General features: G+C 41.4%; 31 protein-coding genes, 1 other RNA gene and 1 pseudogene. 13 read left to right on the top strand and 20 right to left on the bottom strand.

The window, feature by feature from the left end; translation table 11 throughout:
* Positions 1–13 precede the first annotated feature (13 nt).
* The 6 genes and pseudogenes from F973_RS02465 to F973_RS14980 all read left to right on the top strand — a co-directional run.
* Positions 14–850, top strand: a complete 837-nt coding sequence (locus tag F973_RS02465) for an RNA methyltransferase (protein WP_004759819.1) — start codon at positions 14–16, stop codon at positions 848–850.
* On the top strand, positions 843–1,655 hold the full coding sequence (gene cysE / locus F973_RS02460; protein WP_004759818.1) for a serine O-acetyltransferase: 813 nt from the start codon (positions 843–845) through the stop codon (positions 1,653–1,655). Before F973_RS02465 ends, cysE begins: the two co-directional genes overlap by 8 nt.
* 136 nt (positions 1,656–1,791) lie before the next feature.
* Complete coding sequence (locus tag F973_RS02455; protein WP_004677909.1) at positions 1,792–2,700, top strand: ABUW_2363 family tetratricopeptide repeat lipoprotein; 909 nt, start codon at positions 1,792–1,794, stop codon at positions 2,698–2,700.
* 117 nt (positions 2,701–2,817) lie between these two features.
* The gene (locus F973_RS02450; protein ID WP_171062289.1) at positions 2,818–4,830 is read left to right on the top strand and encodes an esterase/lipase family protein; all 2,013 of its coding nucleotides are present in this window, start codon (positions 2,818–2,820) and stop codon (positions 4,828–4,830) included.
* Between the two features lie 677 nt (positions 4,831–5,507).
* Positions 5,508–6,071: an alkyl hydroperoxide reductase subunit C gene (gene ahpC / locus F973_RS02445; RefSeq protein ID WP_004677913.1), complete on the top strand. Its 564-nt coding sequence runs from the start codon at positions 5,508–5,510 to the stop codon at positions 6,069–6,071.
* 252 nt (positions 6,072–6,323) lie between these two features.
* Positions 6,324–6,464: pseudogene (locus F973_RS14980) on the top strand (KTSC domain-containing protein); the annotation flags it as partial.
* Between the two features lie 140 nt (positions 6,465–6,604).
* On the opposite strand, the gene F973_RS02440 reads toward F973_RS14980, so the two are convergent.
* The 20 genes from F973_RS02440 to F973_RS02355 all read right to left on the bottom strand — a co-directional run bounded on the left by F973_RS02440 (position 6,605) and on the right by F973_RS02355 (position 16,256).
* Positions 6,605–7,054: a Mor transcription activator family protein gene (locus F973_RS02440; protein WP_004759808.1), complete on the bottom strand. Its 450-nt coding sequence runs from the start codon at positions 7,052–7,054 to the stop codon at positions 6,605–6,607.
* Positions 7,055–7,066: 12 nt separating this feature from the next.
* Positions 7,067–7,510 carry a gp16 family protein gene (locus tag F973_RS02435; RefSeq protein WP_004759807.1) on the bottom strand — a complete coding sequence of 148 codons (444 nt, stop codon included), beginning with the start codon at positions 7,508–7,510 and terminating at the stop codon, positions 7,067–7,069.
* Positions 7,511–7,512: 2 nt separating this feature from the next.
* Positions 7,513–7,713, bottom strand: a complete 201-nt coding sequence (locus tag F973_RS02430) for a hypothetical protein (protein WP_004759806.1) — start codon at positions 7,711–7,713, stop codon at positions 7,513–7,515.
* The gene (locus F973_RS02425; protein WP_004759805.1) at positions 7,710–8,423 is read right to left on the bottom strand and encodes a DUF2786 domain-containing protein; all 714 of its coding nucleotides are present in this window, start codon (positions 8,421–8,423) and stop codon (positions 7,710–7,712) included. The genes F973_RS02430 and F973_RS02425 overlap by 4 nt, the downstream gene beginning before the upstream one ends.
* A gap of 185 nt (positions 8,424–8,608) precedes the next feature.
* Positions 8,609–8,677: hammerhead ribozyme type II (locus tag F973_RS14370), an RNA gene on the bottom strand.
* Complete coding sequence (locus F973_RS02420; RefSeq protein ID WP_004759804.1) at positions 8,676–8,975, bottom strand: Acb2/Tad1 domain-containing protein; 300 nt, start codon at positions 8,973–8,975, stop codon at positions 8,676–8,678. The genes F973_RS14370 and F973_RS02420 overlap by 2 nt, the downstream gene beginning before the upstream one ends.
* A 29-nt stretch (positions 8,976–9,004) precedes the next feature.
* Positions 9,005–9,187: a hypothetical protein gene (locus tag F973_RS15650; RefSeq protein ID WP_004759803.1), complete on the bottom strand. Its 183-nt coding sequence runs from the start codon at positions 9,185–9,187 to the stop codon at positions 9,005–9,007.
* Positions 9,187–9,459 (bottom strand): HU family DNA-binding protein, encoded by a 273-nt coding sequence (locus tag F973_RS02410; protein WP_004759802.1) that lies wholly within the window; start codon positions 9,457–9,459, stop codon positions 9,187–9,189. Before F973_RS02410 ends, F973_RS15650 begins: the two co-directional genes overlap by 1 nt.
* Before the next feature lie 18 nt (positions 9,460–9,477).
* Entirely contained in the window at positions 9,478–10,095 is a 618-nt protein-coding gene (locus tag F973_RS02405; protein ID WP_004759801.1) for a DUF3164 family protein, read from the bottom strand.
* Complete coding sequence (locus F973_RS02400) at positions 10,092–10,805, bottom strand: hypothetical protein (protein WP_004759800.1); 714 nt, start codon at positions 10,803–10,805, stop codon at positions 10,092–10,094. Before F973_RS02400 ends, F973_RS02405 begins: the two co-directional genes overlap by 4 nt.
* Positions 10,802–10,984 (bottom strand): hypothetical protein, encoded by a 183-nt coding sequence (locus tag F973_RS02395; RefSeq protein WP_171062060.1) that lies wholly within the window; start codon positions 10,982–10,984, stop codon positions 10,802–10,804. The genes F973_RS02400 and F973_RS02395 overlap by 4 nt, the downstream gene beginning before the upstream one ends.
* Before the next feature lie 77 nt (positions 10,985–11,061).
* Positions 11,062–11,280: a TraR/DksA C4-type zinc finger protein gene (locus tag F973_RS02390; RefSeq protein WP_004674817.1), complete on the bottom strand. Its 219-nt coding sequence runs from the start codon at positions 11,278–11,280 to the stop codon at positions 11,062–11,064.
* A gap of 3 nt (positions 11,281–11,283) precedes the next feature.
* Positions 11,284–12,465 carry an ExeA family protein gene (locus tag F973_RS02385; protein ID WP_004759799.1) on the bottom strand — a complete coding sequence of 394 codons (1,182 nt, stop codon included), beginning with the start codon at positions 12,463–12,465 and terminating at the stop codon, positions 11,284–11,286.
* 2 nt (positions 12,466–12,467) lie between these two features.
* On the bottom strand, positions 12,468–14,207 hold the full coding sequence (locus tag F973_RS02380) for a DDE-type integrase/transposase/recombinase (protein WP_004759798.1): 1,740 nt from the start codon (positions 14,205–14,207) through the stop codon (positions 12,468–12,470).
* Positions 14,208–14,210: 3 nt separating this feature from the next.
* A complete protein-coding gene (locus F973_RS02375; protein ID WP_004759797.1) occupies positions 14,211–15,077 on the bottom strand; it encodes a DUF3102 domain-containing protein in 867 nt (288 codons plus the stop codon).
* 11 nt (positions 15,078–15,088) lie between these two features.
* Positions 15,089–15,379 (bottom strand): helix-turn-helix domain-containing protein, encoded by a 291-nt coding sequence (locus tag F973_RS02370; protein WP_004759796.1) that lies wholly within the window; start codon positions 15,377–15,379, stop codon positions 15,089–15,091.
* Between the two features lie 3 nt (positions 15,380–15,382).
* A complete protein-coding gene (locus F973_RS02365) occupies positions 15,383–15,667 on the bottom strand; it encodes a hypothetical protein (RefSeq protein ID WP_004759795.1) in 285 nt (94 codons plus the stop codon).
* Positions 15,654–15,848, bottom strand: coding sequence for a hypothetical protein (locus F973_RS02360; protein WP_004759794.1), 195 nt, complete (start codon positions 15,846–15,848; stop codon positions 15,654–15,656). Before F973_RS02360 ends, F973_RS02365 begins: the two co-directional genes overlap by 14 nt.
* Positions 15,845–16,003, bottom strand: coding sequence for a hypothetical protein (locus F973_RS15195; protein ID WP_004759793.1), 159 nt, complete (start codon positions 16,001–16,003; stop codon positions 15,845–15,847). Before F973_RS15195 ends, F973_RS02360 begins: the two co-directional genes overlap by 4 nt.
* A 19-nt stretch (positions 16,004–16,022) precedes the next feature.
* Positions 16,023–16,256, bottom strand: a complete 234-nt coding sequence (locus tag F973_RS02355) for a helix-turn-helix domain-containing protein (protein WP_004759791.1) — start codon at positions 16,254–16,256, stop codon at positions 16,023–16,025.
* A 114-nt stretch (positions 16,257–16,370) separates the two neighbouring features.
* Here F973_RS02355 and F973_RS02350 point away from each other — a divergent pair, with 114 nt between their 5' ends.
* The 7 genes from F973_RS02350 (at position 16,371) to F973_RS02320 (ending at position 19,691) form a co-directional block, all read left to right on the top strand.
* Entirely contained in the window at positions 16,371–16,838 is a 468-nt protein-coding gene (locus tag F973_RS02350; RefSeq protein WP_004759789.1) for a helix-turn-helix domain-containing protein, read from the top strand.
* A gap of 19 nt (positions 16,839–16,857) precedes the next feature.
* On the top strand, positions 16,858–17,277 hold the full coding sequence (locus tag F973_RS02345) for a hypothetical protein (RefSeq protein ID WP_004759786.1): 420 nt from the start codon (positions 16,858–16,860) through the stop codon (positions 17,275–17,277).
* A 20-nt stretch (positions 17,278–17,297) separates the two neighbouring features.
* Positions 17,298–17,918 (top strand): hypothetical protein, encoded by a 621-nt coding sequence (locus F973_RS02340; protein ID WP_004759785.1) that lies wholly within the window; start codon positions 17,298–17,300, stop codon positions 17,916–17,918.
* 81 nt (positions 17,919–17,999) lie between these two features.
* Positions 18,000–18,500, top strand: a complete 501-nt coding sequence (locus tag F973_RS02335) for a glycoside hydrolase family 108 protein (RefSeq protein WP_004759782.1) — start codon at positions 18,000–18,002, stop codon at positions 18,498–18,500.
* Positions 18,497–19,042 (top strand): DUF7940 domain-containing protein, encoded by a 546-nt coding sequence (locus F973_RS02330; protein WP_004759781.1) that lies wholly within the window; start codon positions 18,497–18,499, stop codon positions 19,040–19,042. The genes F973_RS02335 and F973_RS02330 overlap by 4 nt, the downstream gene beginning before the upstream one ends.
* Complete coding sequence (locus tag F973_RS02325; protein ID WP_004759780.1) at positions 19,039–19,383, top strand: hypothetical protein; 345 nt, start codon at positions 19,039–19,041, stop codon at positions 19,381–19,383. The genes F973_RS02330 and F973_RS02325 overlap by 4 nt, the downstream gene beginning before the upstream one ends.
* Positions 19,380–19,691: a hypothetical protein gene (locus F973_RS02320; RefSeq protein WP_004759778.1), complete on the top strand. Its 312-nt coding sequence runs from the start codon at positions 19,380–19,382 to the stop codon at positions 19,689–19,691. The genes F973_RS02325 and F973_RS02320 overlap by 4 nt, the downstream gene beginning before the upstream one ends.
* The last annotated feature ends 8 nt before the right edge of the window (positions 19,692–19,699 follow it).

Raw genomic sequence — 19,699 nt, 5'->3', positions numbered from 1 at the left:
TTTTGGATAATCTATGAACCTGTTTGACCAAAATCAAGTGTCCAAACATTTGGATCATGTGCGTATTGTGATGGTGAACACCACGCTACCCGCCAATATCGGCAGTGCCTTACGTGCCATGAAAACCATGGGACTTTCCAAGCTTGTGCTTGTTGCACCAAAGACATATCCGCATCCTGACATTGATGCCCTTGCTGCAGGCGCACAGGATTTAATTGAGCAGATTGAAATTGTGGAAACGCTGAAACAGGCCATTCAGGATTGCCATCTAGTTTTTGGAACCAGTGCCCGTAGCCGAACCATTCCGTGGCCACTACTCGATGTTCGCCCTGCGGCTAAAGAAGCCTTGCAGGCAGCCAGCCAACAACAAAATATCGCGATTGTGTTTGGTCGTGAAGACCGAGGACTCACCAATGAAGAATTGGCCCTTGCCAATTACCACCTGACCATTCCAGTCAATCCTGAGTATGGTGTGTTAAATGTGGCTCAGGCCATTCAGGTGGTGTGCTATGAATTACGTATGGCTGCCCTTGAACAAAATACACCAGTTACGCAAACACCCGATGGTGATATGCAGCTCAAGCAACAGCAAAGCATGCAATGGGATGAGCCTTTGGTCACGCAGCAGCAAATGCAAGAGTTTTATCCCTATTTGGAAAAAATGCTGACTGAAATTGAGTTTTTGGACCCCAATAATCCCCGTTTACTACCGTTACGCTTGCGCCGTTTATTTGGAAGGATACAATTAGATCGTATGGAATATCATTTGTTACGTGGAATCTTTAGCCGCGTACAGGCCTTAGCCAATGGTTCATGGAAAAAAACAACGGAGGATCATTCCAATGATTAAACAGCTTAAAGAAGACATTCAGGCTGTATTTGCACGTGATCCTGCTGCACGCAATACGCTGGAAGTCCTCACCACCTATCCAGGGATTCATGCGTTAATCATGCATCGTATGGCCCATGAACTATGGAAAAAAGAATACAAAGGCTGCGCCCGCCTGCTTTCTTCTTTTAGTCGCTTTGCCACAGGTATTGAGATTCACCCAGGTGCAAAAATTGGTAAACGTTTCTTCATTGATCATGGCATGGGTGTGGTGATTGGTGAAACTGCCGAAATTGGTGATGATGTTACCCTTTATCATGGTGTTACGCTTGGCGGTACCACTTGGAATAAAGGCAAGCGCCACCCCACGCTTGAAGATGGTGTGGTGGTGGGCGCAGGCGCCAAAATTCTTGGACCATTTACCGTCCATAAAGGGGCAAAAGTCGGTTCAAATGCGGTGGTAACCAAAGAAGTTCCTGAGGGCGTAACTGCCGTTGGCAACCCTGCACGATACATTTTCAAGGATAAAACCCAGATTGAGCAGGACGAGGCACGCCGCCGTGATTATGCTGAAAGCATCGGTTTCCAGCCTTATGCCACCACTCAGGATCAAACAGACCCTTTACTGGAAGGTATTCGGGTGTTACTGGATCGAATGCAGCAAAATGAAAAGCGCATGAATGTTCTATGCCAGCGTCTTTCTTTACTTGACCCGACCTATAAAGGTCAGAAAGCAACCACTCAACCTTTTAGCAAGGAAGAGCTAAAAATTATTGAGGAAGTTAGGCGTGAATGTGAAGCCCAAACCAAAACATCTGCCACATAATAAGAGATAGGTATCAATAGGCCTTATTTATAAAGAAATGTAACAAGCTTCTCGTTGCAAGTTGGTTTTGCTTTTCCTAGACTAGTAAAACCAACGACCGACCTAGTTAATTCACTAAAATTAATGGATATAAAGCATGAATTTTAAGCCTTTGGCATTACTTGTACTTTCAACTTCAGTTTTAACTGCATGTGGTACCCCACCTGTTGTAAAAAAGGAAGTGGCAGCAGCACCCCAGCCTTTTGTTTTTAAAGAACCAGACCCAACACCACCTTTTTATGCTTTGAATCCAGTTAATTATGATGCGCCACCAAGTTTTGAGCTTGCAATTAAGGATGCAACAGCACAGCCTGTGACCAAAATGGTGGTAAGCCTACAAAATGACCCATCAAAATCAACCACACTTGAAGTGAACAAACTGATTGTGCCAACGGTCAACAGCAAACAGCGCAGCATGAAATATGCCGTGCTTGCAGGCGATAATGAAGTTGATGTGACTGAAATTGATGATTTCCTGCAACTGGTTGAAGGCAAGGCCCGTCACTATCCACCACGTTTCCCTGACCGTCAGGAACGTAAAGGTTACGAAGCTAAATTAAAAGAAACCACACAAAAGCTGGATGCTCTAGCCGAACAGCCAAATGCATCACTGGATGTGTTGACCCGTGCCTTTAAAGCCAGTGTGATGGCACGCAATATGGACCTCGGAACAGCGTACACCACCAAATCCCTGAATTATGCACAGCGTATTCTGGCGATCAGTCCAAATGACCCTGAAACCAACTTCTGGTTTGGGTTTGGTTTGTCTGAAGGCGGCGGTCAACGTGAGGCAATTCCATATTTAGACAAGGCCATTAAAGGTGGTGTACAGGAAGCCTATCTTTCTGCCGCAAACAACTTTCTTTGGTTAGAACAAAAGAAAAATGCCATCCAGACCTTAAAGAACTATAAAGTGAAATATCCAGATGAAGCTGAAGTGGCTGACCGCCTTATTAGCGAAGTGGAATCTGGTAAACGCTGGAATGTATGGCAAGTGCTAAACTGATCCAGATTTTTTGTAAAAATAGACTGCTCTAAGCAGTCTATTTTTTTATACCGATTGAAAAAGCAACCGTTTTTCGTATTATAGCTCTAATCTTCGTACTTAATTTGCTGAATTCCGATGCTAGCATTTACTCCAAATTGTCGCCTATTTATTATTACCCTGCTGAGCACGATGGTCATGAGCGGTTGTCAGGTAGTCAGCCTTAAACAACAGGCGATTGATGTCACCATTGCCAATGAACGTAACAGTATTTTAACCCAGAAAAAATTAAGTGAAGCCAGCCTCAATGTCCTGTCCATGTCGGGCAAGGAAGCCAGAGTCTGTTCACAGACACCGAATGAATGTGTTGCCGACCTACATAAAATTCCACAAATATTGGATGAACAGTTACTCTCAACAGCAAGTGAACTTTATCTGGCCAAATCCATGGCACTTTCAGATTCATCTGAATGTAAAATAAGTAAGCTGACCAAACATAAGTCTGAAGATGACCAAAAAATTATCCAGAAAAATTATGAGAACTGTCTAGACCAACAACTGGAAAATCTGGATAAAAGTATCCGCTATAGTTATGCCTATTTATTTAAAACCTCCCGAAAGCCACAGGAACGGATTTTTGATAACCGACAGGTTCAGATTCGGGATTTTTACAATCAGGCGCTGACCCAATTGGTCAATGTGCATAGTCTAAGAAATCCCACCACCAATATCACCCCAACCATTAAGATTGCTAACAGCACCTATACCCTTGATATTCAGTCCTATCAACGGTTACAGGACATGAAGCTTGAGAAGTTTATTTCAAGCTATAACATGAATTTCTCTGGTTTAAGGGCCATTAACCGCCGTGACGGTTTCGGCTCTGACTTTGTTGCGGTATTTCCCTCTGGTGATGCGTCACAGCATGACAATAAATATATTCTTAACCCTTTAACCTATCATTATCCAAAAGGTACTAATCCAAACATTCACAAGGCCCGTTATCTGGCGGCAACCATTATTGCCCAGCCGAAAAAACCAACCGCTTCAGTGAATGATGTTTTAACCAGCCCTGAATTTGAGATTAAGGTCTATGACCCGTATAGCATTGACAAGGTCAATATCGCAGGCCAGCCGTATTCATTAGCTGCCAATTTTTCCGCACCCTATGGTTTATGGCTAGCTGAAAATAATCTTGGTGCGGCAGCATACCTAACGCTGATTGACCGTGAGCAGCATTTAACCATGCCGCATCTCTATATGCTGGAACCCTACAATCCCAACAAGAAGATCATTGTACTGGTGCATGGTCTGGCCAGTAGCCCTGAAGCATGGATTGCCGTGACCAACGACATTATGGGGGATGCTGTACTACGTGAACATTATCAGGTGTGGCAAGTTTTTTATTCAACCAACATGCCGATTCTGGAAAGCCGTTTCCAGATTTATGCCCTGCTCAAGCAAGCCTTTTCCACCGTCAATCCTAAAGATGTGGCTGCGAAAGACGCTGTTTTGATTGGACATAGTATGGGCGGAATTATTAGTCGTTTACTGGTCAGTGATGCCGACATTTCCAAACAGGCCCTGGCGATGATGAACAATCTCCAACAGACCCGCTTGAGAAAGCATCCCGTGATTGGTGAACGGCTGAAAATGAAACCGATCACCAACTTTGACCGTGCCATTTTCCTGGCCGCACCACATCGTGGGACAGATTATGCGGATCGCTGGTTTACTCTGGCTGCACGTAAGATTATTCGCCTGCCTGCAACATTCCTTACCACATTGGCAGATACCTTGACCAGTGATGATGTTGACCTGAAAGATTTCGTAAAAACCCTAACCAATGACGTGATTCAGAATGGTCCAAGTGATTTGAGCAAAAAGTCCAAGTTCATGGAATTGACTGCCAATATTCCACCAGAAAAAGGTCTGGTGTTCCATTCAATTATGGGCAACATCACCAAGAGTGACGACCCTAATGTAATTACTGACGGGATTGTGCCTTATAAAAGCGCCCATTTAGATGGTGCTGTTTCTGAAAAAATCATTCATGGCGGCCACTCGATTCAGGAAACGCCAGAAGCAATTCTGGAATTGCGACGAATCCTGCGCCAGCACCTTGTTGATCATGGTTTATATAAACCTTAACTCAACCTAATAAGCCCAAATCCTGTTTGGGCTTATTATTAAGTTTAGCTAAATCATACATCCTAAAGATCAGATATGTTTAGGACTATTTAAAGCTGAACTAACATGTTAACAGAATCCCATATTTGGCATTAAGGAACATCCCCACCCGAATAATCTCAACGCCTGCGGCAAGAGGTGGTCCCACTTGTTTGAACAACTAAAAGCTTATTTATAAGTGATATTCTGCTCTAGTTAAGCTACCTTATTTTGTTGTGGTAGCTGGTCATAGTAAAACTCATCTGGAGTCATTTTGTCCAGACTCGAATGAGGTCGTTTCAAATTATAAAATTCAAATATTTTAAGTTGAGATTGGCGTTATATTTTTAGAATTTAGCTATATATCTTTGTTTTTATATATTTTTAGATTTTTTCAATTTTACCCTTGAATTTTAATACTATAGACTGCATGTTGTTATACAAGTTAGTTTTAGGTATTCGTCATATTTACTTCATCTTGTTGGAGTCAAATAAGCTTATATCTTAGGGTGAAAATCGTTTTATATTGATTCATTCAATTTTCCGATTTTAGTCATGTAAAAATACTATTTCCCCAATAACTAAAAATTATTTATTCTTGACCTCGTAAACAAGTAAGGCATTAGCCTCTCAATAAAACCTCAATCATGGAGACAATGATGAGCTTAATTAATACTGAAGTTAAACCATTTAAAGCTGATGCATTCCGTAACGGTGAATTCATTCAAGTTACTGACGCTGATCTTAAAGGTAAATGGTCTGTTCTTATTTTCATGCCTGCCGCATTTACATTCAACTGTCCAACAGAAGTTGAAGATGCTGCTGAAAACTATGCAGAATTCCAAAAAGCTGGTGCAGAAGTTTATATCGTAACAACTGATACTCATTTCTCTCACAAAGTATGGCACGAAACTTCTCCTGCTGTAGGTAAAGCTCAATTCCCATTAGTTGGTGATCCTACACATCAATTAACACGTGCTTTTGATGTGCATATCGAAGAAGCTGGTTTAGCTTTACGTGGTACATTCATCATCAACCCTGAAGGCGTAATTAAAACTGCTGAAATTCATGACAATGCTATTGCTCGTGATGTATCAGAAACTTTACGTAAACTTAAGGCTGCTCAATTCGTAGCAAGCCACCCAGGCGAAGTTTGCCCAGCGAAATGGAAAGAAGGTGAAGCAACTCTTGCTCCATCTATCGACCTAGTGGGTAAAATCTAATTCTTTAGATTGAACAACCTCGTCAGAAGCCACTCTTTTTAGGGTGGTTTCTTTTTATCTACCTTTATATAAATTTCTTATCCGCTCTCACCCAGCTTGATAGCAAAATTTTTACAATTCTTATACTTATAAATTTATAACGAAATTCATTTATCAATTGTCAGCCTGCATTACATGGAGTAATGTCAAATTATGAAACATAAAGAGTTTTTTGTATGTACTAAATGATCAAACTGAAATGGGGGCAAATATATGGAAAAAACTATTGTTGTAACCTCTTGGAAATATGATATTTCTTCACGCTATTTAAAAATTTTTTACAGCAATGGCACAGCCGAGCTTTATCATCCTGTTCCAGAATTTGTGTATGACAATTTGCTACGCACAACCGATATGAGTACTAATATTATAAATATATAAGAGTAACGAGATAATTGTGGGATTTGATGGGATATTGTGGGATTGAGTGGGATAACTTTTGAAAAGGTTTTTCATTCTGTGAAATTAGAAAGCGGATTATGAGTCCGCTTTTTTTATTCACTGAATAAGTCAAGATTGGGGTCTTCATGAACATTTAGCTTCTCTTCAGAGTTTACAATACTGCGAATTGTACGCAGTGTCACGCTGAATTTACGAGCGAGCTTTTCTTTTGACATCGTTGGTGCTTGTTCGCGGATCGCTCTGTTTCGCATAGCAACGGTGATAGGCGTTCCCATTGGTACTTCGATGGTTTCATTTCCAAGCTGATCTGCAAGCAGTTGGAGTCTGTTCAAGCCTATGACTTGAGCAAGTTCAGAATGAACGTTTAATGCCTGACGTTTTGGAATGAAAACTTTAGTACCACCAAAGGCATCAATTAAATTCAGTGCATTTTCGACCTTAATCAAGCGTGCAATGAAGATAAAATTTTTAGGCATCAAGTTAATGATCTCATCGTCTGTGAAAACTTGCTGTGCATCGGTGATATGCGGACGATAAGCCATGATCTATACCTCCTATGCTTCCAGAGTAACGCGCTCAATGCCACAACGTTTGCACCATTGACGCAAGTGATTGATGACCATGTCCGCGCTTTCAGTGCTCAAGAACTGCAAAGCACTGACTTTCACACGATTCTCAATGAATTTAGCAAGTGCCTTTTCACTGCCATTTTTGACCTGACCCGTATGGTACAGTTGAAGCCAAAGGTGGCGAATCAGTTTGCTTTGTGCATCGCTTGCCAGATTTTTAACGCCAGTCTTGTTTGATTCAACTTCAAAGCCAAGCTGCTTGAGTCGATCCAACACAGCTTCGAGCTGTGCTGGTGTTAAAAGTTTAGAGCTAGTTTTGCCAGTTGTGCTTTCCAAAATGTCACGGTAAACATCATCATCAAGACCAAGTTTCGTTTTAGCTACATGAATAAGTTTGATCAAATTTAGCTTTTTATTAAATTTCGGCATGATCAAAACACTCCCTTAGCAGCATCAAAAAGACCTACTAACGCAAGTACTGCCAGTGATATTGATAAGCCTGCTTTTAAAATATAAGAACGACGCTCAAACACAGTTAAACCTGTGCTGTTACGTGTGATCCAAGCCAATCTTGCTTCATTAAAGCAGTGATATAAACCAAGCAAAAAAACAGCAAAGAAAGCTAAAATCATGAGCCAGCTCCTAATTTTTCGAACTGTTTGCCACCATTCATGGCTTGATTAAGTTTTGCTGATTTTCCTGACTGTTTGCCAGCATGATAATCATTGGCAGCACGGTCATTAAATGCTTTACCTTTGTTTCGGTCTTTTGGTGTAAATGAATCCAGTTTTCCACGAGACTGACCCATATGTTTTTCTATGCGCTGACTAGTATTTGCTGGTACTTCAATATTTAAGTCTGTTATTAAGCGTTTGACAGAATCCACCCAGCCTTCACAAAATAAATCTGCACGAGCCACCTTATTTTTTTTGACAGTGACACGTTTTAATGCTGTTTCAATAAAGCTTTTTCTTGAACGGGTAACCTGACGATATAAGACATCGAATGTATAAGAGGCAACTTCTGGTGCTGGATCAACACCAATAAATGTCCATGATGCTTTGATGCCCCAAGTACTGCTGCCAGAGCTAAAAATTGGCTTACATTGCATAGCTCTCGCAATTGTCAAAACCAAACTTGCTTCCCAAGCTTGCGGTATCTTTGTTGCTTTACTTTCACATCTAGCCTCAACAATATCTAGCAGATCAGGATCGATTTGAAACTCACGCATCAATGATTGCGCTTGACGCAATGCAATTGCAGCTTCGTTTTCATTGGCTGATTTGGCTAGTGCTAAACATTTTTTGATTTTTAGAATTGCTTCTTCGCGTGACATACCCATTTATTTTTGCTCCATAACATATACATAACTTTCAAGAAGTTTTGACCAGAAAACGCATTTACCTTTTTTGCTTAACTTGCGTTTTCTGCGCCTGCTGATTGGTCTTTCTTTCATGGAATTTCACCTAAGCTTTCTTTAATTTCTTCAGGTAAATTCTCTAGGTCTTCAATGCTGATCATCTAATATCCTCGCTGCTCGTCAGTACTGGATCACGACATCCAGCAGACACAGGCATCCTTGCCTATGTTTCGCTTAGAATGTTGTTGGTTGGGCAACAGCACGAGTTAAAGCCATTAAGCCTTGCTGTAAATTTGTTGATCCAGTCGCCACCCAGTGATGTGGCTCAGCATCTGTCAAACGCTGGAACTCTGAAAAATCACCTGTAGCAATACCATGTGCATTAGCTTTATCAATTTGTTGACGTGTGTGGTCAAATAGCTTTTCTACTAAAGCGCCTAGCTCTGCGCCTTTGGCTTTAATTTCATTCATCAAATCGATTTCTTCTTTTGAAAGATCACGATAGCCTTTGATTTGTTTATGTTGGTTTTCCATCTTTTAAGTACCTTTGATATATGTTTCGTTTAAGCTTGGAGCGTATTTATCGCTCGGTTAATTGCTTGGTGAGCAACGGTATCTTTAGCAATTGTTTGATCAGCTTGATTGACTACGTGGTACTCGAAATATCCGCAAATATTGAATTTTCGGACTAATCTCAAACCTTTGTTTTCTAGTAGTTCAATCAAGTGATTCGCTTCTGTTGCCATTAATTCAATGCCTCTTTGAATGCTTTACCAGCTTTGAACGTTGGTACTTTTGAAGCTGCAATTTGCAGTTCTTCACCAGTTTTTGGGTTGCGACCTGTCCGAGCTGCACGATCAGTCACTTTGAAAGTACCGAAGCCAACTAAAGCGACCTCACCACCATTGGTAAGTGTTTCAATCACACCCGTTTCAACTGCCTGAAGAGCAGCTGTTGCTTGTGCTTGTGTAAGACCAGCTTGAGAAGCAATGTGTTTAATTAGTTCTGACTTATTCATGTTTAAAAATTCCTGTTATTAAATAGATGCAATGTCGAGTGAAAGTGGCAAGTAGCCACCTGTTGAGTCATCGCGAGTGTAAAAACGTAGGTAAGCTTTGCTGCCGATAATGTTGATGCTGTCCGAGATCGCTTGCATGGCTTGCTGCCATTTCGGGTGATCGATGTCGTGTCGTTTTAAACCAAGTACTTTTGCTGTGCTGATTTCTCCTTTTTTGTCCACATTAAATGCGGCATTGATAATGACTTTGATCTCATCACGGCTGCCTTCAGTCCATTCTTCAAGGCATTCATCAATGAGTTGTTTAGCTGCTTGCAGGCGTTCATCAAAATTGATGGTTTCTGCAATATTGCGTTGAATTTTTAAGCGTCCATCAAAGCTCATGAGAGAAACATTGCCTTTTGTGCCACCAACTTTTGCACCATATTGATCGGTTGAAATTTGGATAAAGCTGGCAATATCAGCAAAGCCATCCACTTTGAATTTTTTTAAAAGCTCGTGGATTTCTTTTGCTTTTTCATGAAGCTGACGAACAGTTTGATCACGTAATTTGTCAATCGCTTTGACATTTGCTTCAGGTACTAAAGAGCCTGATGCATTCTCCCAATAGCCTTCTGGAATAGTATTAATAGTCATTGTGTTGCTCCTTGTTCTTGCTCTAATTCCGCTGTTTTTAAACGGTCAAAGCATTGTTTGTGGGATTCACCATCACGCTTGTTCTTTGCGACGTATGCGAAAAGTTGTTCTTGTGGAATGCCATTAAGAGAGCTTTGCTCTATAGCTTTTCGCTCTTCATTGGCTTTTTTAAGTAATTCTGAAAATGGGACTGCTGGACGTTCATGTTTCTGGCGTTCATGTTCAGCCTGAGCAATTGCCCGTTCTGCATCAGTTTTTAGCTGAGATCCCAGTCGAACATAGTTCGACTCTTGCGCAAGGGCAAAGCGATGCTTTGCTGTTCCTTGCTCATATTCAGGTTTATATGAAGTGATGACTTCATATAAATAGCCGTGATTTTTGAACGGTAATTGCAGTTTGCCTTGGTCTCGACGCTCAAGGATCGTGTTGATCGCCCATATCCATGCGCCAATTGGTGCTGGATAGGTGTGATGACCACGCTTGATCTTTTTTGCAACGATGTCTGGTGCAATTTCATTTAGCAATTTTGCGACACGTTCAAACGTTAGATCACGGCTGTCCGATCTGAACATAGAGAGATACTTGACTAATGGATTTGCCAATTCACCAGTCAAATTGAGTGATGCAACAAAGGCTTGGCTTGCATCGCTATGACCAAGCAAAGCATCAAGTGATGTTGTCGCTCCACAGGCTGGACATCTAGTTTTCATAGTGATGCCTCTTGAGCGGCTTCTATCATCGCCTTGTAGCATTCACGACGCTTGGCATTAGTTGCTGAATGAACATCTGAACCTTTGACGCTGTTCATAATGATATGACCTGCATTCAACATTTTTTGAGTCGGCTCTTTAGGCACAAGTACATAGTCACCGCTGATGAGCTTGTCCAAGTCCTTCGCAAATTGAGCACGTTTATTTGCTGGTGCAACTTGTAGGCTTTTTTCTGCAATTCCTTTCAATTGTGTTTTCATAGAACACCTCGAATATGTTTTTGTTTTGCTTCAAGCACGGTTTGGCAACCAATACATAAAGTCACGCTACCAAGTTTGCGACGCTGTTCAGGAATCTCTGCACCGCATTCCTCACAGTAAAAGTGACTTGGAAATTCGATGCGTCGAGCGTTCTGTAAAGTGTGTTCAAGATCGGTTTGAGCAATGTCTGCTGCTACATCTGCGAAATCAGCCATAAATCAAACTTCCATCACTAAGTCACCAGTAATCACTGGTGCGCCAAGGTCAGCTGCCACGTTCATCGCACCCGTGATCAGGTTGCCAACGGCAAGTGGATATAGAAGGCTTTCGTGCTGGTTCTTGCGTCCAACGTTGCGAGTCAGTTTTGTGCAAATCGCATCAAGACCTGACTCGTCAATAAATTCTTCAAGTTTGCGATCTGCTGCTTTGCAACGATGCTGTAAATAGTCAACCAAAGTGGTTTGTGTGAAAGGCTCAAGCGTGACGATTTCACAACGTTGTACGACTTCACGTACTTCTGGATTGTTCTCAGCAAGCTTGATTTTGAGTTCGTCCTGACCAATCAAGATAATGCTTAATAAAGGCGTGAATCCGTTCTCAAGCTCAAGGAATCGCTTTAGGTGCTTGAGTGTTGGAATCGGCAAACTATGTGCTTCTTCAATAATCAGCAGATGGTGATGCCCAGCTCGGCTCGACTCTTTGAGCAAGTTATGAATTTGGCGAAAACGAGCTTCAGGCGAGCGTTTAGCATTGGTACTTGGTGCAAGGGTTGCCAAAATTGACTCGGCAATGTGTGAAGCTTTTAGGGTTTTGCCTTTTAGGTCGTTATCTTCCATACCAGTTGGATATGGTTCAATGACAATGGTTGGTTCACGTTCACGTTCGATGCGGTCATTCAATTCACGATGTAGTGTGGTTTTGCCTGCACCCGACTGTCCGACCACTGCAATAAAGGAAGAGTTTCCCTTGGCAGCCTGCCACATGGATTCGCGCACATAGTTGATGTCGCCATTGTTAAAAAGCTCAGCAGCACTGCGGATCGGCTCATCAAAAATGTTCTTAAACAGCCTGAAATGTTTCTTGGCCGCTGGCGTTAGGGTTTGTTTGCGTAGTAGCATAAGCTGCTCCTGTTGAGTGTCGTCTGCCTTGTCATTGCTTGCGGCTTGGTCGTTTGCGGCAATGGCATTGGCAGCGTCTATTGCTTGTTGGATTTGATCTGTTGCAATTCCTTTGGCTTCCAGAAGCTCAATAAATTTGGCTTGGAATTGCTCAGGGTTTTTCTTTGGTCGTTGACCGTGATTTACGAAAAGATTGACAGCCGAAACACTCACACACATCGGTTTGCTGAGCGTGTTCTGGTTTACGTTGTGGTCTTTAAGTAGTTGTTTTAATGCGCTCATGATTACTCTCCAACCACTTTAAGTTTTGTTGGTTTGTTGCTTGAGTTGACGCGTTCCACCCAAAACATGATGTCTTCTTGCGGGAAATTGCCATCTGAATAGGTCGTTTTGAGCTTGTTCATCCATTCAGCATTCCAAAGTTCACCAACATGACCGCGAATGGCTCTGGCTGCCTGAATAAGATTGAGTGGCGCAACTTGACGACGTTGCTCTGGTGTTGTCATCTGCTCACCAGCGCGTGGAATAAAGTCATTGATATGGTGCTTATTGATATGGGCATCGTGGTCAATGTGTTGATAACTGGTGCTGTTTTTGGCTTTGGCTTTTTCGGCGGCTTCCAAGGTGTCAGCGTTATATGCCTGTTTGGTCAATCGTTTTCGTGCTTGGTCAACAGGTGTATCAACAACAGACTTAATGTCCTTACCAATGGTTGGCGACTCTATGTTTTGCCCGAATATGTCGTATTGATCAGGCTCAACGGTATAGATGACTTGCTGTCCTTGCTCATTGGTCATCAAAATATCAATGTCAGGCGCACGGTATGGGTTGACTACAACATCAACTTTTGCACCAACGTATAAGCCGTCGATATGACGAACGTTATAGAAGTTTTCACCAAACCCTTTGATGGAGTGCTGTATGGTAAGATCACCTTTCACTGTGCGCTGTTTCGGTTCAGTCGTGACAAGTTCTCGGCAAAGCTCCATTGACGGTGCAATGCGCAACTGTTCAGGCTTGATCATTTGCCATACTGCGTTACGGGTGCGTTTGGTGCGACTGTGAATGTGTTTATCATTCCAATAGATGCGCCATTTTTCAGAATCTTGATTCAGTTCCTCAATGCTTTGGATGTTTTTGCCACGTAGCAAACCCTCATACTGGGTTTCAATCAGGTTATTGGCTTGTTCGACTTGTCCCTTGGCTCGTGGATTGCCTGCTTCGTGGGCAATAAATTCCACGCCTAAGCGGATCAGTAAATTCTTAAACAGGCCACTGGTGTTGGCTGAACCTTTATCTGCATAGAGGATGAATGGAACCCCGTGCATTGGTTCTTTTAGGCTGCGTTTTTGAATCGTATTTAAAAAGACGTTGGTCAGGTTTTCGCTGTTTTCACTACCACCTACATATTCAAAATAGATTGATCCAGAGGTGTGGTCTGTTACGACATAGCGGATCACACGTTCTTTCTCAATTTTTTTGATATTTTCAGGTTTGTTCTTGTAGAACTTTTTCTCATCCATGACACACATGCCAGACTTTGGCAGGTAAAACACGACACAGACGGAGGCATCAATCTGCCAAACATGGTTTGGGTGTAGAGAACGTTGACGTGTATGTGGTGTTGGCAGTGCAAGCTGTTTTGGGTGGCAATGGTTCTGTTTCATCACTCGTGAAATCGTTGCTGCTGAAATGTCACCAACCAGACCATTTGCTTTGGCTACTTCTAAAGCAACGGTAATTGGTGTGGTTTGTTTACCGTTGGCACGAGTACGGTCTGCAACAAAGCCTCCCACAAATTCAGCTGCTTCCACACTTACAATGGTTTTACCCTTGTCGCTGCGCTGCTTACGTCCAGTGCTAAAACCAACGGTTTCAAGTCTGCGATAGAGTTCTGCATTGCTGATGTTTAAATGAGTACAGGCACGTTTGGCGATTGCCCCTTTCTTACCATGACCTGCTTCGGTAAGCTCTGCGGCAATTTGGCGCAAATAGTCGATTTCGGCTAGGTTTGGGGTGGTCATGGCTTATTCCTCAACTGGATCAGTTGGTTCGTCAGTTATCCATGACGGTTTAACTATTTCTTCAAAATTGACCTGTGTACCTAAGCTTTGTACATATCCAGCGATACGTTGACAGGCATAAATGAGCAATTCATCAATGTTTTCATAAAGCTGTGGGAGGTCTTTTGCGTCTGCCGTGTCAATTACACCGCCTATATCATTGGTGAACTTCGTAAATGCAGGTAAGAAAGCATCTTTTGCAGCATTCAATTTTGCTATGGCTGCCTGTTCAAACTGTTGCTGTTCAGACTCAGCACGTTCTTTAATCTGTGCAGGGCTTTTTAGCTTTGCATTTTCAGCAAGTAACTCATTGGCTTTTTGGTCTTTGGTTTTGATGACCTGTTCTTTAGCATCAATATCGGCTTTGGCATCACGCAGAGCTTTTTTAAGCTCACGTACAGACATGGTTTCGATGGTGTCAAGTGATACGTCGCCAATGCTGCCACCTTGTTCTATAAGCTCTATTTCATCATCATCAAGCATGACAAGTTCTAAAAGCTTGGTTTGATTTCCAGCTTTCTGCAAAAGCGAATTCGAATTCGTTTTTGAGAATTTAAGAACGGCTGACATAAATTTCTGTGCCATTCTTGGTGTGAAATTTAACATTTCAATACGTTTGTTAAATTCACCATGTGGAGTCTGTTCTTTAATAAGAAGTAATCGTTTTCCAATTTCCATGCAGGACTCAACAGTACGCTGTTGATAAAACCGAACTTCATCTTCTAGTGAACCTAGAGCTAAAGACCCCTCATAACCAAGTTGGGCTGCTAAAGTTCCAAGTTTCTGGGCGTGACCTGAAATGGTAACTTCTGTTGTATGTTCTAAATCCATGCGTTTCACCGTTAATAAGTAGATGTACGTTGTTCAATTTCGGCAATTCGTGCCTTAGCTCTCTCAATTTCGGTGAGATGGCTTTTGGCTATCTTGACCATCGCTGTGCCGAGCGTAAAAAGTCCGTTTTCTTCTTGTTTTGCAAGTCCTGCGGCAATTAAGGTTTGAAGTTGACGATGAATCTGTGCTGGTGATTCTCCTAATTTTTCTGCAAGGTCTTGGTTACTCACACCTTGCAAACTATGTCCGCTTAATGCTTTAAGCACGTTGAGAACTTTTTCGGCTGATTTAACTGTGCTCATGATTTACAGTCCCCATTTTTTGTAGGTATTAGACGCAAGTCGAGTCATGGCTTGATCGGCAAGTCGCTGCATTTCCTCTTGACGATTTTTTTTTGCTCTTAGGATTCTCTGTGCTAATTTTTTGGCATGTTCTTGTGGGATTGCCTGAATGTCATATAAAGCAAAAACATAAGAGGTTGCCTGCTGTTCAAAAAAATCAAGCATGGAAACATTGGTGCTACTTGAAATTGAGGCTATAAGTTGGGTAATTCGCTCTTCGCCAATTTCTGCGGATTTAACTGTGCTCATTGATCAGCTCCTCGATTTCGGTTACTCGTTCCTCAATGGATTTCAAGGTTCCCTGATAGTACCCACGCATGTATGGGTGGCTGTCTGGGCCATTGCCAGCTCTGGTTGATTCCTCGTTAGCCCACGCCATACGATCTTTTATTTCTTCAAGTAGTTCCTGTATTTCAGAAATGTTTTTCATTTGTGTGGCCCTCGAATTTCACTGCTGTTGTATTTGAGAGAAGCGAGTTCTTGCTGTAGCAATTCGTTATCTAGCTCTGCCATGAACCAGCCGAAATAGCCCAGCGTTACAACGAAAATGAAAATAAACGTTAGGGCGTGATCTTTTTTTGTCATGACCTTTTCCTTATTGTTGTTATGCAAAGTTTGGGTAAATTGTGCTATTTTTAGCGTTAATGGTGGGTTTGGCTTTCATGCCAAGTGCAACAGCAATCTGAAAGCCTTTGCCTTTGGTAGCTTTGTTATAGCCATTGATGACACGGTAAACCTCGCTTGGATCAAAGTTGTTACGAACTGACCAAGCGTGAACAGTGTCACCACATGCAATAAAGTCTTTTTTGACTTGTTCGCCTGTTTTAAGTTGAGTCATGGTTTAAGCCCTGTTTTTAAATCGTGATTTTCTGGCAATATTGGTGAGAATCTTCACCTATTAACGAGACAATAGAACATATATGTTCTATTTTCAATGTGGATTTACCTTTAAATGTTACATTTATGTTCTGATAGATTAAAAAATGAGCGAAAAAAATTAAAGCTAACTCAACAAAAATTGGCTCTATTGCTTGATGTTAGTGATATGACGATTAAGCGTTGGGAGACTGGTGCTACAGCTATACCAAGTGACAAATTAATTCTTATGAAAAATCTTGGTTTTGATATTTCTTATGTATTATTTGGTGAAACAGAACAAACATATTCTCATGAAGAAGAACTGCTGATTATTAAATATCGTCAAGCAACTACAGACGTTAAAGATAAAATACTTGCTGCATTATTTAGGCTTGAAAGTGAAACGACAGGTGATGTCGTAAAAAACCACAAAAATAGTGTAAAAGGTCAGCAAATTGGTGATAATAATCAGCAGCATAACCACTTTGCATCACAACAAAATAGTTCGATTAATATTGAAAATCAACATGGTGGATCAATTGTGGGGATAAAGAATAAATAAGACTCTCAGGTGGTGTACCATGAATGAAAGAAAAACAGTTTACCAATCCGTTGATATGAGTGTTGGACAACTCATAGGCGGTAAGATGACGGGTGTCGAAAATACTTTAATAAATTATTCTACCTTTATTCCTCCAGAACCCTACAGTGCGGAAGCAATACAATGTCCTCGTCAAAGTTGTAGAAAATGGATCTATAAAGATAATAAAGAATGCGAATATTGTAAGTTCGATTTGGCAGATTACTGGTACAGAATGGATAGAGATAGACGGAAAGCTTTTTTTGATAAACGGGTAAGCCAAGTTTGGTTTATTGGTTTGGGATGTTTGGCTTTCGCTTTTGTTTTGCTTCAATTTACCTCGTCAATATTTGTCGGAATGTTATTTATTATAGGCATGCTGGCTGTAGCAGTAGCAAATAGTGCCAAGTTTGAAGGCTAGTCTCTTTTAAGGAATAATTAATGAAAAAGGTTTTATTAGTTGTTGCATTAACTGCAACAGTTTTAGTTGGGTGTTCTAAACAGCCAAATACTGAAACTAATAATGAAAAAATGACTCAACCAGTTGTAGCTCAACCTGCTGCTGATGAAAAAACTGATACTGAAAAAGGTGCTGAACAATTATTATCGAAAAATACGTTACCTGAAGCAATTGAAATGATAAAACCTACTATGTCAGATGAGTTTAATGCTTTTCCAGCAGCAGCTGGTGTTGTAGCTTTCTGGATGGAAAATAAACATACTAAAATTAGTGATATTAAAAATATTCCAACCAGTACGCGTGGTAAGATTTTAAAAGACTCATTTAATGAACGTGGTAAACGTTTATGTGTAAGTGGGACTATTGTTGAGATTCAGGTGGATCGCTCTGGTGGTTTTCCAGCATATCATGCTGGTCTTGCAAGTAATTATACAGATTTCACACGAGTATTAGCTGTTGGTTCTACTGGGGAATTGGTTGCAAATTCCAGTGCAACTTTTTGTGGTGTTGTAATTGGTAAAATTGGTTTTAATAATGCCGTTGGTGGTACAACCAATGCTCCTTATTTAGTTGGAATGTTTGACTTACCTGAAAATAAATAAATTAAACGGAAGTCTTTCCGCCTAATATAAAAATAGTTTAATCAGCATTATGACCTCATCATTCGATGAGGTTTTTTTGTTGTGGCTAAAACTTTTCAGGATGCTCTAAAACGAGTACTTCAACATGAGGGTGGTTATGTAGACCATCCATCAGACCCAGGTGGTGAAACCAATTTTGGGATCACCAAAGCCGTTGCCAGAAATTATGGCTATAGCGGTTCAATGCGGAATATCCCTGCTGATGTGGTCGAAAAAATCTATAAGAACCAATACTGGGATGCAATGAGCTGTGACAACTTTCCCTTTGCTGTCGCATTTCAGTTGTTTGATGCAGCAGTCAATCATGGCTTGCCCAATGCCCGAAAAATTCTACAGCGAGCCGTAGGCGTTAAGGATGACGGCATTATTGGTGCAATCACACTCAATGAGATTCGCAAGCAGCCCCAGTTTGCTCTGATCAATTTATTCAATGCTGAGCGTATCCAGTTTTATACACGTATCTCAACCTTTAACACTTTTGGTAAAGGCTGGATGAGTCGTGTCTCTGGCAACCTTAAATATGCTGCGGATGATATGCGATGAAAAAGAGTTCTTTAAGTCAGCTAGTTAAAGCTGAAAAATGTATTGCCAAGAATGAGCAAATTTCCCACTTCTTGGAACGCGCTCATGATGATTTTAACGATAAGTTGGATTACACATGGAAAGATGGTTATGAAACTGGTGTTCGTGACACAAATGCAGTTTGCAAACCAAAAATCGAAGAGCAAAAAGCTCAGCTGCTGGATCAAGCCAAACGTCATCAGAAGCGTGTGGATGAGCTAAAAGCTCAGGTTCCAATTATTCCTGATTATGTGACAGGTTTTTTTGATGAAACGGTACACACAGGTCTGATTGTCCAAAACTGGCATACAGCATGGAAGTGGTTATCCACTTGGGCGTTTGCAGCTATTGGCTATGTTTCCCTCTACGGTATCCCCCCAGAAGTTCTTGCATTAGTTCCTGAAGCATCCCAATCAAAAGTCACCGCTGCTCTGGCACTGCTCGGCTTTGTGGGTCGCTTTATTAATCAAAGTAAACCTAAGCCGTTGCCACCTGCTTCTGATGAAATTAAGGAGCACACATGACCATCCAGCTTGAAGCCTATCAAGTATTTCTCATTCTGTCGGCTGTGCTTAGCGCAGTCGCTGGCATGATCAAAATGATGGGTAGTCAGATTAATAAAAACATTCAACAAAACTTTGAATCTACCAATCAAAAAATTGAAGAAGTTTCTCGTCAAGCGGTTAAGGGGCAAGAAGAAGTCCGTGAACTGGAACGTAAATTTCTGGAATTTAAAGCTGATATGCCTTTTCGTTACATTGCCCGTGATGACTATATTCGTGGTCAAACCGTTATTGAAGCAAAGCTTGATGCCTTGGCTGAAAAGCTTGAGAAAGTTCAGATTAAGCAAGGAATTAAACCATGAGTTTCGATGTTCAAAAAATCCGTCGTGAAGGTATGCGTTGGCACTTACTTAATGCTTTAGATAAAGCTCGTCCACTAGGTGCGATGGATACATTGCTGCTAGACGTAATGCGTGCTTTGTACCCTGATACAACACCACAAGAATTACATGTTCAGTTGGACTATTTAGAAGAACGAAAACTGGTTGAAATTACAAAACAACCAGATGGTCACTGGCATAGCAAACTTGATCGGTTAGGAATTGATATGGTCGAATACACCATTGATTGCCAAGCTGGTATTGCGCGTCCACAAAAGTATTGGAACTGAGGTGAATC

The sequence above is a fragment of the Acinetobacter sp. CIP 102129 genome, from assembly GCF_000368305.1.
Lineage (GTDB): Bacteria > Pseudomonadota > Gammaproteobacteria > Pseudomonadales > Moraxellaceae > Acinetobacter > Acinetobacter parvus.
Note: the sequence above shows the minus strand (reverse complement) of the source record. Positions and strands in the feature narration are given on the sequence as shown.